The sequence below is a fragment of the Anaerococcus martiniensis genome (genome assembly GCF_043187485.1).
GTDB lineage: Bacteria > Bacillota > Clostridia > Tissierellales > Peptoniphilaceae > Anaerococcus > Anaerococcus martiniensis.
This window is the reverse complement of record NZ_CP171106.1, coordinates 1,314,617-1,328,165: the sequence shown is the minus strand read 5'-3', so window position 1 is coordinate 1,328,165 and position 13,549 is coordinate 1,314,617. Positions and strand designations below refer to the sequence as shown.

At 34.9% G+C, this 13,549-nt stretch carries 11 protein-coding genes, 1 tRNA gene and 2 rRNA genes; all 14 read right to left on the bottom strand.

Features of this window, described 5'->3' with window-relative positions; translation table 11 throughout:
- Positions 1–68: 68 nt before the first annotated feature.
- The 14 genes from ACF3NF_RS06480 to ACF3NF_RS06415 all read right to left on the bottom strand — a co-directional run bounded on the left by ACF3NF_RS06480 (position 69) and on the right by ACF3NF_RS06415 (position 13,522).
- Entirely contained in the window at positions 69–662 is a 594-nt protein-coding gene (locus ACF3NF_RS06480) for a hypothetical protein (protein ID WP_394022681.1), read from the bottom strand.
- 102 nt (positions 663–764) lie between these two features.
- The gene (locus tag ACF3NF_RS06475; protein ID WP_394022680.1) at positions 765–983 is read right to left on the bottom strand and encodes a helix-turn-helix domain-containing protein; all 219 of its coding nucleotides are present in this window, start codon (positions 981–983) and stop codon (positions 765–767) included.
- Between the two features lie 19 nt (positions 984–1,002).
- Positions 1,003–2,106 carry a tRNA 2-thiouridine(34) synthase MnmA gene (mnmA, locus tag ACF3NF_RS06470; RefSeq protein ID WP_394022679.1) on the bottom strand — a complete coding sequence of 368 codons (1,104 nt, stop codon included), beginning with the start codon at positions 2,104–2,106 and terminating at the stop codon, positions 1,003–1,005.
- 39 nt (positions 2,107–2,145) lie between these two features.
- Positions 2,146–3,330 carry a sensor histidine kinase gene (locus ACF3NF_RS06465; protein WP_394022678.1) on the bottom strand — a complete coding sequence of 395 codons (1,185 nt, stop codon included), beginning with the start codon at positions 3,328–3,330 and terminating at the stop codon, positions 2,146–2,148.
- Positions 3,330–4,010, bottom strand: a complete 681-nt coding sequence (locus ACF3NF_RS06460; RefSeq protein ID WP_394022677.1) for a response regulator transcription factor — start codon at positions 4,008–4,010, stop codon at positions 3,330–3,332. The genes ACF3NF_RS06465 and ACF3NF_RS06460 overlap by 1 nt, the downstream gene beginning before the upstream one ends.
- Complete coding sequence (locus ACF3NF_RS06455) at positions 4,007–4,918, bottom strand: hypothetical protein (RefSeq protein WP_394022676.1); 912 nt, start codon at positions 4,916–4,918, stop codon at positions 4,007–4,009. The genes ACF3NF_RS06460 and ACF3NF_RS06455 overlap by 4 nt, the downstream gene beginning before the upstream one ends.
- Entirely contained in the window at positions 4,908–5,669 is a 762-nt protein-coding gene (locus ACF3NF_RS06450) for a hypothetical protein (RefSeq protein ID WP_394022675.1), read from the bottom strand. Before ACF3NF_RS06450 ends, ACF3NF_RS06455 begins: the two co-directional genes overlap by 11 nt.
- On the bottom strand, positions 5,656–6,330 hold the full coding sequence (locus ACF3NF_RS06445) for an ABC transporter ATP-binding protein (protein WP_394022674.1): 675 nt from the start codon (positions 6,328–6,330) through the stop codon (positions 5,656–5,658). Before ACF3NF_RS06445 ends, ACF3NF_RS06450 begins: the two co-directional genes overlap by 14 nt.
- 110 nt (positions 6,331–6,440) lie before the next feature.
- The gene (locus ACF3NF_RS06440; RefSeq protein WP_394022673.1) at positions 6,441–7,502 is read right to left on the bottom strand and encodes a cysteine desulfurase family protein; all 1,062 of its coding nucleotides are present in this window, start codon (positions 7,500–7,502) and stop codon (positions 6,441–6,443) included.
- A gap of 94 nt (positions 7,503–7,596) precedes the next feature.
- On the bottom strand, positions 7,597–7,821 hold the full coding sequence (locus tag ACF3NF_RS06435) for a YdbC family protein (RefSeq protein ID WP_203128218.1): 225 nt from the start codon (positions 7,819–7,821) through the stop codon (positions 7,597–7,599).
- Positions 7,822–7,835: 14 nt separating this feature from the next.
- Positions 7,836–8,945, bottom strand: coding sequence for a GH25 family lysozyme (locus tag ACF3NF_RS06430; RefSeq protein WP_394022672.1), 1,110 nt, complete (start codon positions 8,943–8,945; stop codon positions 7,836–7,838).
- Between the two features lie 688 nt (positions 8,946–9,633).
- Positions 9,634–9,750: ribosomal RNA gene (gene rrf, locus ACF3NF_RS06425) — 5S ribosomal RNA — on the bottom strand.
- Between the two features lie 251 nt (positions 9,751–10,001).
- Positions 10,002–13,163, bottom strand: a 23S ribosomal RNA gene (locus tag ACF3NF_RS06420).
- A gap of 283 nt (positions 13,164–13,446) precedes the next feature.
- Positions 13,447–13,522: transfer RNA gene (locus tag ACF3NF_RS06415), tRNA-Ala, on the bottom strand.
- Positions 13,523–13,549: the final 27 nt, after the last annotated feature.

Here is a 13,549-nt window from a genome sequence, read left to right as displayed (position 1 = left end):
TTGCTTACATGGTAGCATATAGAAAAAATGATTTAAATACACATTTGTGTGGATTCTTATGTTTTATATTAGTTGTTTTTTATTAGTAAGCTGTCTATTTGATCCGACAAACTAGATTTTATAGTATCTGAAGCAAATATATTCGTTAATACTTTACAATAATCAAAACTTTCTTTTGCCATATCATATTCGTGTAAGAATAAATGGTTAATCCCTTTTGCATAATAAAGCATATTTAAATATGAATTTTCTTTTACATATCTTGCCTCTGCAATGGCTTGATTGCAAATTTGAAGAGACTGATTATATTTTTTAATTCTTGTGTAAAAAACTGCTAAATTGTAGCAAAAAACAAAATAATTTTCAATGTTTGAATTTATATAGCTACTCATCTCGGTCATAATGTCTTTGTAAAGCTCAAAATTTCCTTTATTATATTCATTTAAGGCAAGGGCTAATAAAATCCTAAGAGAAAACTCATCGTATTTGTAATTCTTAAATTCATTTATTTTAAATTTAGTATTCAAATCGGAAAGTGCATTTTCTAGTTGATCAGAAGGATCAGATCCCTCTTTATTATTTTTTATAGCCAACAATCCATTAAAATAATGTTTTGTAGCATATAATTCTTTTTCATGGGCTAAATTTTTAGAAAAATCCAAGTCATCTAGGCTTCTAATTAAAATTTTTGCCTTGTCAATTGAGGCATTATTTAATAAGTCACCAATTTCTTTTCTTAATGATAATAAATTATTATATTCAAATTATCTATCATTTATTAAATCTTTGATATCAATACCAATATAATTACAAATAGGTACTAGAGTAGAGATTCTAGGGTCATTTTCTCCCTTTTCTATTCTCCTAATAGTCTCTTCAGAAACATACATATTCTCAGCTATTTCCTTGCGAGTAATACCCTTTGCTTCTCTTATTTTTCTGATGTCAGAGCCAATAAAACTATAATCATTGTCTATTATCATAAATAAATCTTTCCAAAAATTAAACTTTTAGCTTAGTTTCCCCATTATATACTTCATCAATAATTGCAGATCCTATACAAATTTCATCCATATAAAATACTGCTGCTTGGCCAGGAGTTACTGCCTTAGTTTCATCATATGTCACTTCTACATGATTGTCATCTAAAACTTTTACATGGGCATTTATATCTTTTTGGCGGTATCTAAATTTGGATGTACAGTCAAATTCTCTTGGGATTTTTTTATCTGTGAAGGTAGAAAATTCGCTAGCATATAGCTTATTTGAAAATAGAAGTGGATTGTCTGCTCCCTGGCAAACTATAAGCTCATTTTTTTCTAAATCTTTGCCGCATACAAACCAAGCTGCTCCATCGCCACCTATTCCCAGACCACGTCTTTGGCCGATGGTATGATACATTAGTCCATCGTGTTTTCCTAAAACATTTCCTTCTGTATCAACAATATCTCCCGGTTGGGCTGGCATATAGTTGCTTAAAAATTCATTAAAATCGCGTTCTCCAATAAAGCAAATTCCTGTGGAATCTTTTTTATTTGCTGTTGCAAGATTATATTTTTTTGCTATCTCTCTTACTTCAGATTTTTGTAATTCTCCTACTGGGAATAATACATCTTTAATTTGATCTTGGGATAATTGACTTAAAAAGTATGTTTGGTCTTTGTTGTTATCAAGTCCACGTAGCATCACTGTTTCATCCCCAGATCTATCTACTCTGGCATAGTGTCCTGTTGCTACATAATCAGCTCCTAGGTTTTTAGCATAATCTAAAAATGCCTTAAATTTTATTTCCTTGTTGCACATTATGTCAGGATTTGGAGTTCTACCTTTTTTGTATTCATCTAAAAAGTAGGTAAATACCCTATCATAATATTCTTTTTCAAAATTTATCGAATAATAAGGAATTCCGATTTGATTTGCAATGGCTACTGCATCTTCGAAATCTTCTTCTGCAGTGCACACACCATTTTCATCTGTGTCATCCCAGTTTTTCATAAATATTCCGACTACATCATAGCCTTCTTCTTTTAAAAGCAGGGCTGCAACTGAGGAATCTACCCCGCCGCTGATACCTACTACTACTTTTGTATCTTTTTTATCTTTCATTAGCACCCTCCCTATATATCAGAAAAACACTATACTATTTTAGAAGCTGATTACAAAGCCATCCTTATAGTAAACCTCCCACTTATGAAGCTCACAAATTTTTTTAACATTTGATAAACCCATTCCACGAAGTTTTTCTCCTTGGCGGCTAGAATCTTCGGTAAAAAGTGGGTCAAAAATATTTTCTATATTTTTAGGGTCTATGCCCCTACCATTATCCTTTATGATAAGTTTCTCTTCCATAAAATCAATTGAAATTACAACATTGTCTTTATTATGGTCTATAGAATTTTGTAATAAATTTTGAAGTACTCTTTGAAATAATTTTTCATCAACGAGGGCAAAATATTTTTCATTCTCATCAAAAAGTATTTCAACACTTGCATTATTATCTAAAAAATATGAGTAATTATCTCCAACGTATCTTCTTACAAGTTCCAAAATATCTTTATTTTCTTTATTAACATGAAAGCTATCAAGGCTTGAAAATTCTAAAAGTTCATCTACCCTTTGATTTAAAACTTCTGCATTTCTTCCTATTGCTTTTAGATATTCTTCTCTTTTTTCATTATCAATTACATTTTCATCAACTGCCCTACTATAAGATAATATAACTGACAAAGGCGTTTTTACATCATGGGCTATGCCCTTAAATAATAAATCCTTATCTTTTTCTTGCTTCATATATATTACTGCCAATTCATTGCTTATCTTATTTGATAGCCAACGAACTATAAAATATATTATAAATATATAAATTCCAATTATTAAAAACAACAAAACAATTAAACTGGTCTTAAGTGTGCTTTGGCCCTCGTTTAAATTAATATTTATAGATGTAGAAACTTTATCACTAGGATAATTTAAAAAAAACTTATTTCCATCGTAGGTGTTAAAGACAAAAGTGCTTTGATTTTTCCCATCTAGTGTTGCAAAATCTAAGAGCTGAGAATTAGAATATTCTTTATTATATTTTTTATTGTAAGATCTTATTACCTTGTTCCCATCCACTACAAAACCAGATCCACCAAGTTCTTCTATTTTTTGCCAGTTTAATAAGCTTTCGTCAATATTATCGGATACGGGCATGTATTCACCGAATAAATTTTCAAAACGGCCTCCGTCTAAAATCTTTAATAGACTTGCAAAAAATATAATTGTAGACAGTAAAAAAACTATTATAAAAATGATAGTATTTTTAAAAATATTCTTTTTTGTATTCATTATTCTTTCCTAAGCATATATCCTAATCCTCTTATGGTGATTATTTTAGTTGGGCTTTTGGGATTACTCTCTATCTTTTCTCGAAGATTTGATATATGAACCATAATTGTGTTATCATCTTCAAAATAATACTCCTGCCATAAATTTTCGTAAATTTCTTGTTTGGTAAATACCTTGCCAGGGGTTGTCATAAACATAGTAAGTAATTCATATTCTTTAGATCGTAAAGTCAAAAGATTATCATCTTTGTAAACAAGTCTATTTTCCTTATCCCAACTTAGATTTCCTATTTTTACTATATTATTATTTAACTTTCGATTATTTCTTCTTAAAAGCGCAATAACCCTTGCCACCAGTTCTCCTGGGTCAAAGGGTTTTGCTAAATAATCATCCGCTCCAAGGTATAGACCTTCTATCTTATCTTTTACACTAGATTTGGCTGATAGAAATATTATAGGAAAATCTCTGTCATTACCAATTGCTTTTAGAACTTCTATCCCGTCTACTCCTGGCATCATTATGTCTAGGATCATCAAAGAAATTTTATTATCTTTTAGAAAATCCAAGGCCTCTTTTCCATTTTTAGCCTCATAAACCTCAAAGTTGCTATTTTTAAGATAGAGCCTAACTATATCACGTATTTCATCATTGTCATCGACTACTAAGATTTTTTCACTCACAAAATATTTCCTTTTTTAAACATCTTATCAAAATTATTATCCCTAGAAAAATCTATATTTTCTTCCCATTGTGGATAATATTTATCAAGTATCTTTGCCTTTAATGACCCTTCTGAATAAAGAGAGGTATCAATACTATAAAAAATCCTATCTTCATAATTGATATAGGGATCATTTACTAAATCTACCATATATTTTTCCTCTACAAATCTGGCACTACCTTCTATAAATTCTTTATAAGTTACTAGTTTATAAAAATAATCAAATTCATCAGGAAAATTGGATTTTACATATGAAAATCGTTTGCTCCTAGCTTCTTTATACTTGCTAGCATCATTATTTTCATATAAATATAGTAAAGCCTTGTATTCATCTTCCCAGAGTTTTTTATATGTATCATCTTGATTTAATTTTTTACAAGCTTCTACAAATTTTTCATAATCTGGGTCTTCTATATCAATTGTATCACTAATATCTGACACTTCACTTAGTCCATGTTCCATTTGAAAGCAGTGGAATGATTCATGGATTATTACTGACTTATATTTTGCTTCTACATTTGCACCTGATGAACCAGCTTGGTCGGCTATGTCTCTAAATTTTTCAAATGGAACTGCTTTTATTAAAGGAATATTATCATCTTTTAAAGCTTCAATACTTACTACTGGTTGATCAGGTGTTTTAAAAGTAATATTTCCCTTATCATACCTAAACTCTTTACTAGAATTATACCTAATATCTTTCATATAGTCTTTATTCTCAAATCCCGGCCATAATTTTTCTGTATCATAATTATTTACATCTTCAATCAAATCTAAGGTAGTTTTATCAATAGTAGTGATACGATTTTGGTAATTAAATATAACTAATATTAGCCCAATAATAAAATAAGTAATCTTATTTTTCATCTCCCACCTTCCATTTCTTTACTAAATAATATAAGCCAATCAAAATCCAAACATAGAGCAAACATTGACCAACTAATGCAAAATTATTAAAATCTCCTAAAAATAAATCGCGAGCAATCTTACTCAAGTCATTAATTGGTGGGAAAATATATAGAACTTTAACCAAGATTTCAGCAAAAAGTCCGCCTTGCATTTCCAACACAAAGGTTAGTATGCCTCTTAACGCTCCAACAATAACAAAAAATATCCCAAATAAGGATGCAGCCGCAGAATTAAAAAGTAAATTTAATATTTCCATTATTAGATTTATAACAAATATTGTTAATAGGTAAATTAAAATAGCTATTAAAAAACCTATTAGGCTTATTTTAGGTCTTTCTATAATAATATTAACAAGCATTCCTATCAAAAGTAGTAGTCCCATCATCATGCTTATAATTACATCAGCCTTAAATATCTGCTTAATTTGCCTATTTAAACTTAGGCCATGGACTTTTAGTATATCTGGCAAGTCAGTCTTAGAATATTTTTTAAGACTACCAGTTGTTAGTGTCACACAGGCAAGGGCAGATATTAAGCTAATTATTGACCACTGGATACCATATTTTCCAAAATCACCACTAGTATTTACTCCTGGGGCAGTAACTTCCATTCCCCTAGCCAAAAATGTGATTATTAATCCAATTACGGCAAAAATAATAAATGATGATTTACTTAAATTTTCCTTTATATGTAACTTAGTTAGGTTCATAGCCAATCTCCTTTGCAAAGTCTATAAATATTTGAGCCAGTGATTTTTCCTTAAAATCCTCTTTAGAAAACTTTTTAAAATTACTAGGACCCATAATAATTACTCCCCTATCAGCAATTTTTCCTACATCATAGAGCAAATGAGAGTTTAAGAGTATTGCCTTGTCTGAAGTCTTTAAGCCTTTTATCAAATCTTGCATAGCCATCTGCCCGAAAAAGTCTAATCCACTGGATGGCTCATCCAAAAGAATTATGTCGGGATTTCCAATTAAAGATTGAGCTACAGCTAATCTTTGTAGCATACCCTTTGAATAGTTTAAAATTTTAGTTCTATTATCTGGATCAAGTCCAACTTTTTTCATTAACTGATCAATATTATCATCTGATTTATGATGATATTTAATAAGCTCTAAGAATTCTTTACCTGTTAGTATTTCAGGAAAATTTGGAGATTCAGGACTATAAGATATTTTATTTTGGCCCTTATCAATTTCTCCTTCATAATCTTTATCTAGCCCTAGCATCATGCGTATAAGGGTAGTTTTTCCAATACCATTTGGACCTATTAGGGCAAAGATTTCTCCTTTTTTTAATTCTAAATTTAAATTTTCATAGATAATTTTTTTATCAAATTTTTTATTTAAGTTTTTTATCGTTAGCATTTCCCTTCCTCCTTATGGATATTTTAAAATACTAACATTTGATTAAACTTAAACTAAGCTTAAATCTTCCTTAAATATTGGCACAAAAAAATCAGCCATATTGGCTGATTCTATAAGTTTGATAAAACTTCTATAACTTTATCTATTTCTTCTTTTGTATTTTGATAACCAAAGGAAAATCTTACCGAATGTTCTGCTCGATTTTCATCATACATATTTGAAATTACATGGCTTGGCAAAAAGCTACCCGCCCTACAAGCAGATCCAGCAGATACACAAATGCCATTCATATCTAAATATGTAAGCAAGAAATCTGACTTTTGGTCAGGAAAATAAATATTTAAAATATGGACTGAAGATTTTTCTACATCCCCATTAATTTCAAAATTTATATTTGTTTCTTTTAATCTTTCTATAAAATATGACTTAAGTTCTTTGATTTCTTCTCGTTCTACAAGTATTTTTGGAAAGGAAGCTGCCATTGAGTAAGCCCCAGCCACAAAGGATGTGCCTGCTCTGCGATTTTTCTCTTGTTCTCCACCCTTCATAAAAGAATCAATATTTTCTCTTAAGAAAAGTGCACCAAAACCATTAAGTCCACCAATTTTATGGCCTGATATTGCTAGTGAGTCACAGTTTAATTCATCTACATCTATATCCAAGTGACCATAAGCTTGGACTGCATCTATATGAAACCATATATCTTTATCTGCTAAGTAGTCTCCAATCTCTTTTACCGGCTGGATTGCACCAGTTTCGTTATTTACATACATAATTGCAACTAGTTTTGTATGATCATTTACTTTGCTTTTAAGATCATCAACAGAAATTTGTCCATTTTTATCAACATCAAGCAAAATAGAATTATCTTTGTTAATACTATTTAAAATTGAATCATGTTCTATGGCACTTGTAATAATCTCCTTGTTTCGAAAGGCATTGATTACAGTATTATTTGCTTCTGTTGCCCCCGATAAAAATATCACATTTTTAGGATTGGCCCCTATTGAATCAGCAATCTTTTTACGTGAATCTTCCAAAATTTTCTTTGCATTTCGGCCCAAAGCGTGGATGCTTTCTGGATTACCATCAAATTCTTTTGTATGTTCTAGTATGTATTTTATTACTTCTTCTCTTTTGATTGCAGTTGCTGCATTATCTAAATAAATCATTATATCACCTTTTTAAAATATACTTCAAAAGCTTGAGCTTTAAAGCTTTGGACAATAAAAAACCTTAAGAAAATTAATCCTTAAGGTTCTTGTATTATTCACCAAATTCTTCGCTTAGTACATTAAATAATACTTCTGCTTCTTCATTTGTAAGGGTTACGCCCTTTCTCATTCTTGTATGATCTTCATTCCAATCACGAATATCAAATTTTGGCTCGCGTTCATTCCAGCTTACAAGATTTAATTCCTTTGTCCAACCCTTGCCATTATCAGAAAGTACACCAAGAGTCTCAACAATATCATATTTAATTTCAGCCATTATTTCTCTCCTTTTTATGCATTTGCCAATCTTTGGTTGACAGCTTTTTGAATTATATCATAATTATACCCAGCATAGACAAGTCTTCTTTGCCTTTCAGCTCCAACTCCCCATTTGCCAGCAATTATTTCATCAACCAAGACATTCATTGGTTTTCTAGAAACACCAGTTTTCATATAAGGATAATCTTTATAATGCACACTCATATCAACATTTCCATTATATCCATTTACCCTAGCTTGGTGAGTAAATTGCCAAGATGAAAAGTCTGATTTATTGTAAGAAGTAAAATCTTTAGAATTATAATCAGCTATCCAAAATTCATATTTATTTTTAACATCACGGGTCAAATAATTATTGGCAAACCAAGGATATGAATATATACCGCTAATATATCCTCTATCTTGCATGAATGTTACAAAGGCTTCGGCAGCAGCAGAAATATCACCCTTACTTGCCTTTGCTTGTCTATTATCATCTTCTATATCAATATAAACTGGCAAAAGAACATTTTTATTTTTTATAAAATCATAGACAAAACTAGCTTCTCTTACAGCTTCACTTGCATTTATGGCACGTGAATAATGATAAAAACCAATTGGTACATTACGTTTATTTAGTTCATTATAGTGCTTATTTACATGGTAATCGTGGCGGATATTTAAGGTTTTAGCATCAGTAATTGAAGTTCTCAGGATTGCCCCATCAATATCATCCGCAAATTTATCATAATTTATTTTTTTAGGATCTTGATGCTCAGATATATCTACCACTTTTTTATAAACAGGAGTTTTAGAATATAAAGGTGATGGATTTGTATCCTCTAAATGGGTTTCCGTAGTCAAAGTTTTTTCAATATCTCCATTATCATCTTCAGTCAATTCTTCAGTAATTATTACTTTTTCAACCTCATAATTAGGAGCAATAGCATTGTTGGGATTTGCTAAATACTCATTTTTACGATTTTCAACAGATTTCTTATCATACTCCATATTATTATCAACAAAAACTTGATCTAAGTCAGAATCATCATATTTTATTATCTCTGCAGCAAAAGCAGTGCTTGGACTTAAAATAGTAAGAGCAAGTCCCACACCCAAAATTTTATATTTAAAACTAACCATAAAAATTCCTTTCATTAATAGCTTTATTATAGGATAAATAATGAGATTTATCAAATGATATTAGCTAAAGGTAAATTTGTGAAATTTGATTTAAAATAAAAAAAACTAGTCATCTGACTAGTTCTATCTTATTTTGCGATTTCTACCAAAACTCATTAGCTTCGCTAATTTACCGCCACTACCGTGGCTAATTTTGGGGTTAAATGTGCAAAATCAATTCACATTTAACACTCTACCTAGCTTAAATATGTCTTGACAGGTATATTTGTTTTTACTAAAAAAGACTCAGTCAATTGACTAAGTCTCTCGATACGCTCGACCATTCCATGGAGCCCCAAATATGTCGGGGGACTTTCCTCCATTAGCCGGACGGGCTTGTCTTATTTAGCAACTTCCTACTCTACCGGGCTTAAACATGCCTTGATTTGGCATGTTTAAGGCTAAAACTTAGTGTGATAGCACGAATGAGTTTGCAATGGCAAACGGGTTTTAGCGGATCACCCTCCGAGTACCATCGGCGTTGCTAGGCTTAACTTCTGTGTTCGGTATACATAAATATGCCTTGATTTGGCATATTTATGCCGAAAACTTAGCCCGGTAGGGCGGAAGAGCTTTTGAAAAAAGCGGGTTTTCGTGTTAGGTGTATCCTGTTAATAAAAAAGAACTAGTCACTTGACTAGTTCTAAATATTTGGCGATTTCTTACTCTACCGGGAGGTTACCCTCCGAGTACCATCAGCGTAATGAGGCTTAACTTCTGTGTTCGGTATGGGAACAGGTGTATCCCTCATGCCATCATCACCATATTATATTTTCTTGACCTAACCCGAAAACTTGTTTTCGTTGGTAGGTCAAATGTCGCGCAGTCCAAATCTTTGATTTGGCTAACGGAGCCGACGCTTCCAACTTAAGTTTGAGTCAGTATATTTTTATGACCCTTAAACTGTTCGTAAATGTCATCCAAGCTGCTTCGCACCTTGGGACATTCTGAACGAGGTCCTTCCATCATTTTAGCTTTGCTAAAATGGGATAGGACTCTCAATAGCAAACAATATTTCCAGTCAAGATTTAAAGTTTAGTATCCATTAGCTTAATGCATTACTGCACTTACACCTTGGACCTATCTAACGTATTTTCTTTACGTACTTTTAGAAATCTTATCTTGAGGGTTGCTTCGTACTTAGATGCTTTCAGTACTTATCAATTCCATACTTAGCTACCCAGCTATGCTCCTGGCGGAACAACTGGTACACCAGTGGTATGTCCATCCCGGTCCTCTCGTACTAAGGACAGGTCCTCGCAAATTTCTTACGCCCACGCTGGATAGGGACCGAACTGTCTCACGACGTTCTGAACCCAGCTCGCGTGCCTCTTTAATGGGCGAACAGCCCAACCCTTGGGACCTACTTCAGCCCCAGGATGAGACGAGCCGACATCGAGGTGCCAAACCTCCCCGTCGATGTGGACTCTTGGGGGAGATAAGCCTGTTATCCCCGGGGTAGCTTTTATCCGTTGAGCGATGGCCCTTCCATGCGGTGCCACCGGATCACTAAGTCCGTATTTCTACTCTGCTTGAGCTGTATCTCTCGCAGTTAAGCTCGCTTTTGCCTTTGTACTCTACGAATGGTTTCCGTCCATTCTGAGCGAACCTTTGAACGCCTCCGTTACTTTTTGGGAGGCGACCGCCCCAGTCAAACTGCCCAACTGACAATGTCCTTTGCCCTGATTAAGGGTCAATGTTAGAATTTTGATATTAGAGGGTTGGTATCCCAAGGATGGCTCAGCGCACACTGGCGTGCACGTATCATCGCCTCCCAACTATCCTGTACATCTAATCTCAAAATCCAATATCAGCCTACAGTAAAGCTCCACGGGGTCTTTCCGTCCTAGCGTGGGTAAGTCGCATCTTCACGACTACTACAATTTCACCGGATCCTTTGTTGAGACAGTGCCCAAATCGTTACACCTTTCGTGCGGGTCGGAACTTACCCGACAAGGAATTTCGCTACCTTAGGACCGTTATAGTTACGGCCGCCGTTTACTGGGGCTTAAGTTCTAGCCTTCGCATTCGCTAAGCCTTCCCCTTAACCTTCCAGCACCGGGCAGGTGTCAGCTCCTATACTTCATCTTACGATTTTGCAGAAACTTGTGTTTTTGGTAAACAGTCGCTTGGGCCTGGTTTCTGTGGCCATATCGCTATGGCTCCCCTTCTCCCGAAGTTACGGGGACATTTTGCCGAGTTCCTTAACAAAGGTTCTTCCGCGCGTCTTGGTATTCTCTACCTCCCTACCTGTGTCGGTTTTGGTACGGGCGCTTTGGTCTTGATAGTGACTTTTCTTGGCAATTTGAAATCGGCTACTTCTCTACTCATGTTTTCGATACCTATCACACATTGACCTTGGGATTAGCGGATTTGCCTACTAATCAGCCTTTGTGCTTAGACTGCCTTCCATCGGGCAGCTTAGCTTATCCTCTTGCGTCATCACTTCTCTAATAGCGACTTTAAGCGGTACAGGAATATAAACCTGTTATCCATCGGCTACGCCTTTTGGCCTCGCCTTAGGTCCCGACTTTCCCTGAGGGGACGAGCCTTGCTCAGGAGTCCTTGGGGTTTCGACGGGAGTGATTCTCACACTCCTTCTCGCTACTCATGCCAGCATTCTCTCTTGTATTAAGTCCACGCCTGCTTTCGCTTGGGCTTCTTCCCTAATACAATGCTCCTCTACCACTGATAGAGTATTTAAAATTGCTGGTAAATACTTTGACGTTTTAACCAGTTACATATATTAATATATGCGATTGTTTTCGGTGATAATCGTAGTTTCAACTTACCTTTTACTTGTGATTTTGCGTAATTAATTAGTTGATAACTCGTTTATCTTGATTGTATTGTTAATATTTCCGTCTAAGTTTTACCTTTTTCTCATTATTTTCTTAGGTTGATGAGCGCCGTAACTTTCTTGCCAATCGAGCTTTGCTCTCTTGGGAAAGTCTGACGGCTGACCTACCTGCAATTTATTTCATAAATTGGGTTAGGTCTAGCAATTTTAAATTCTCTATCAATCCGAAGCTTCGGTACTGAATTTTAGCCCCGTTCATTTTCGGCGCAAACCCACTTGACCAGTGAGCTATTACGCATTCTTTAAATGTATGGCTGCTTCTAAGCCAACGTCCTGGTTGTCTTAGTAGGTTCACATCCTTTTCCACTTAATTCAGATTTTGGGACCTTAGCTGTCGGTCTGGGCTCTTTCCCTTTCGACTTAGGAGCTTATCCCTCTAAGTCTGACTCCATGATCTGATTTTTTGGCATTCGGAGTTTGATAGGCTTTGGTACGGTAGACCGCCCTAGGCCAGTCAGTGCTCTACCTCCGCAAATCTTTAATCATAGGCTAGCCCTAAAGCTATTTCGAGGAGAACCAGCTATCTCCGGGTTCGTTTGGTTTTTCGCCCCTATCCACAGTTCATCCGATGCGTTTTAAACCGCACCCGGTTCGAGCCTCCAGTGAATTTTACTTCACCTTCACTCTGACCATGGATAGATCACCCGGTTTCGGGTCTATCATATCTAACTTTCGCCCTATTAAGACTCGCTTTCGCTTTGGCTGCATCTCTTAAAGATTTAACCTTGCTTTATATGATAACTCGCTGGCCCATTCTACAAAAGGTACGACATCAGGCTGTTGCCCTCTGTCTGCTTGTAGGCACAAGGTTTCAGGTTCTATTTCACTCCCCTTTCGGGGTTCTTTTCACCTTTCCCTCACGGTACTTGTTCGCTATCGGTCACATGTTAGTATTTAGCCTTAGGGGATGGGCCCCCTATCTTCACAGCAAATTTCTCGTGTTCACTGCTACTTGCCCCCACAATATATTTTCTTTTGCTTACAAGACTGTCACTTTCTTTGGTTCATCTTCCCAAATGATTCTGCTAAAAAATATATTTCTTACTGGGTTGGGCTTCTTTCTTTTCGCTCGCCGCTACTTGGAAAATCGAGTTTTCTTTCTTTTCCTCCTGCTACTTAGATGTTTCAGTTCGCAGGGTCTTACTTCGCTATGGCTATGTATTCACCATAGGATGACTGTGTCTTCCACAGCCGGGTTTCCCCATTCGGAGACCTAGGGGTCATTGCTTGTTGTGAGCTTACCCTAGTTTTCGTTCACTTACGTCCTTCTTCGTCTTCATGTGCCAAGGCATCCACCTTGCGCCCTTTCTTTCTTGACTGGAAATATTGTTTGCTATTTAGTTTTAAGCTTATCCTGAGTGAGTTCAAAATCTGTGATTTTGAATCATTTTAGAATTTGTCCTTTAGGGCAAATGATAAAATGACGTCTCTTATTGTTTATACCAACACTACTCTCGGGTAAGTGGTTCAATTTTTTCTAATATACGGATTAATCATCCATACTATTAGCGTCGTAGATTTCTACAAACCCGCTTCGCGCGTTTGGAAATCCTGACGGCCGACCTACCATCCATTTGCTTTGCAAATGGGGTTAGGTCTTGCTGGTGGAGATAAAGAGATTCGAACTCTTGACCCCCTGCGTGCAAGGCAGGTGCTCTCCCAGCTGAGCTATATCCCCATGTTTACTATTTTTTATATAGTTATA

What these genes read in the sequence shown, in the direction of transcription:
- mnmA (WP_394022679.1), bottom strand. Translation starts at nt 2,106, where the DNA reads ATGAAAGATAAAAAAGATACAAAAGTAGTAGTAGGTATCAGCGGCGGG.
- ACF3NF_RS06475 (WP_394022680.1), bottom strand. Translation starts at nt 983, where the DNA reads ATGATAATAGACAATGATTATAGTTTTATTGGCTCTGACATCAGAAAA.
- ACF3NF_RS06465 (WP_394022678.1), bottom strand. Translation starts at nt 3,330, where the DNA reads ATGAATACAAAAAAGAATATTTTTAAAAATACTATCATTTTTATAATA.
- ACF3NF_RS06445 (WP_394022674.1), bottom strand. Translation starts at nt 6,330, where the DNA reads ATGCTAACGATAAAAAACTTAAATAAAAAATTTGATAAAAAAATTATC.
- ACF3NF_RS06455 (WP_394022676.1), bottom strand. Translation starts at nt 4,918, where the DNA reads ATGAAAAATAAGATTACTTATTTTATTATTGGGCTAATATTAGTTATA.
- ACF3NF_RS06440 (WP_394022673.1), bottom strand. Translation starts at nt 7,502, where the DNA reads ATGATTTATTTAGATAATGCAGCAACTGCAATCAAAAGAGAAGAAGTA.
- ACF3NF_RS06450 (WP_394022675.1), bottom strand. Translation starts at nt 5,669, where the DNA reads ATGAACCTAACTAAGTTACATATAAAGGAAAATTTAAGTAAATCATCA.
- ACF3NF_RS06435 (WP_203128218.1), bottom strand. Translation starts at nt 7,821, where the DNA reads ATGGCTGAAATTAAATATGATATTGTTGAGACTCTTGGTGTACTTTCT.
- ACF3NF_RS06430 (WP_394022672.1), bottom strand. Translation starts at nt 8,945, where the DNA reads ATGGTTAGTTTTAAATATAAAATTTTGGGTGTGGGACTTGCTCTTACT.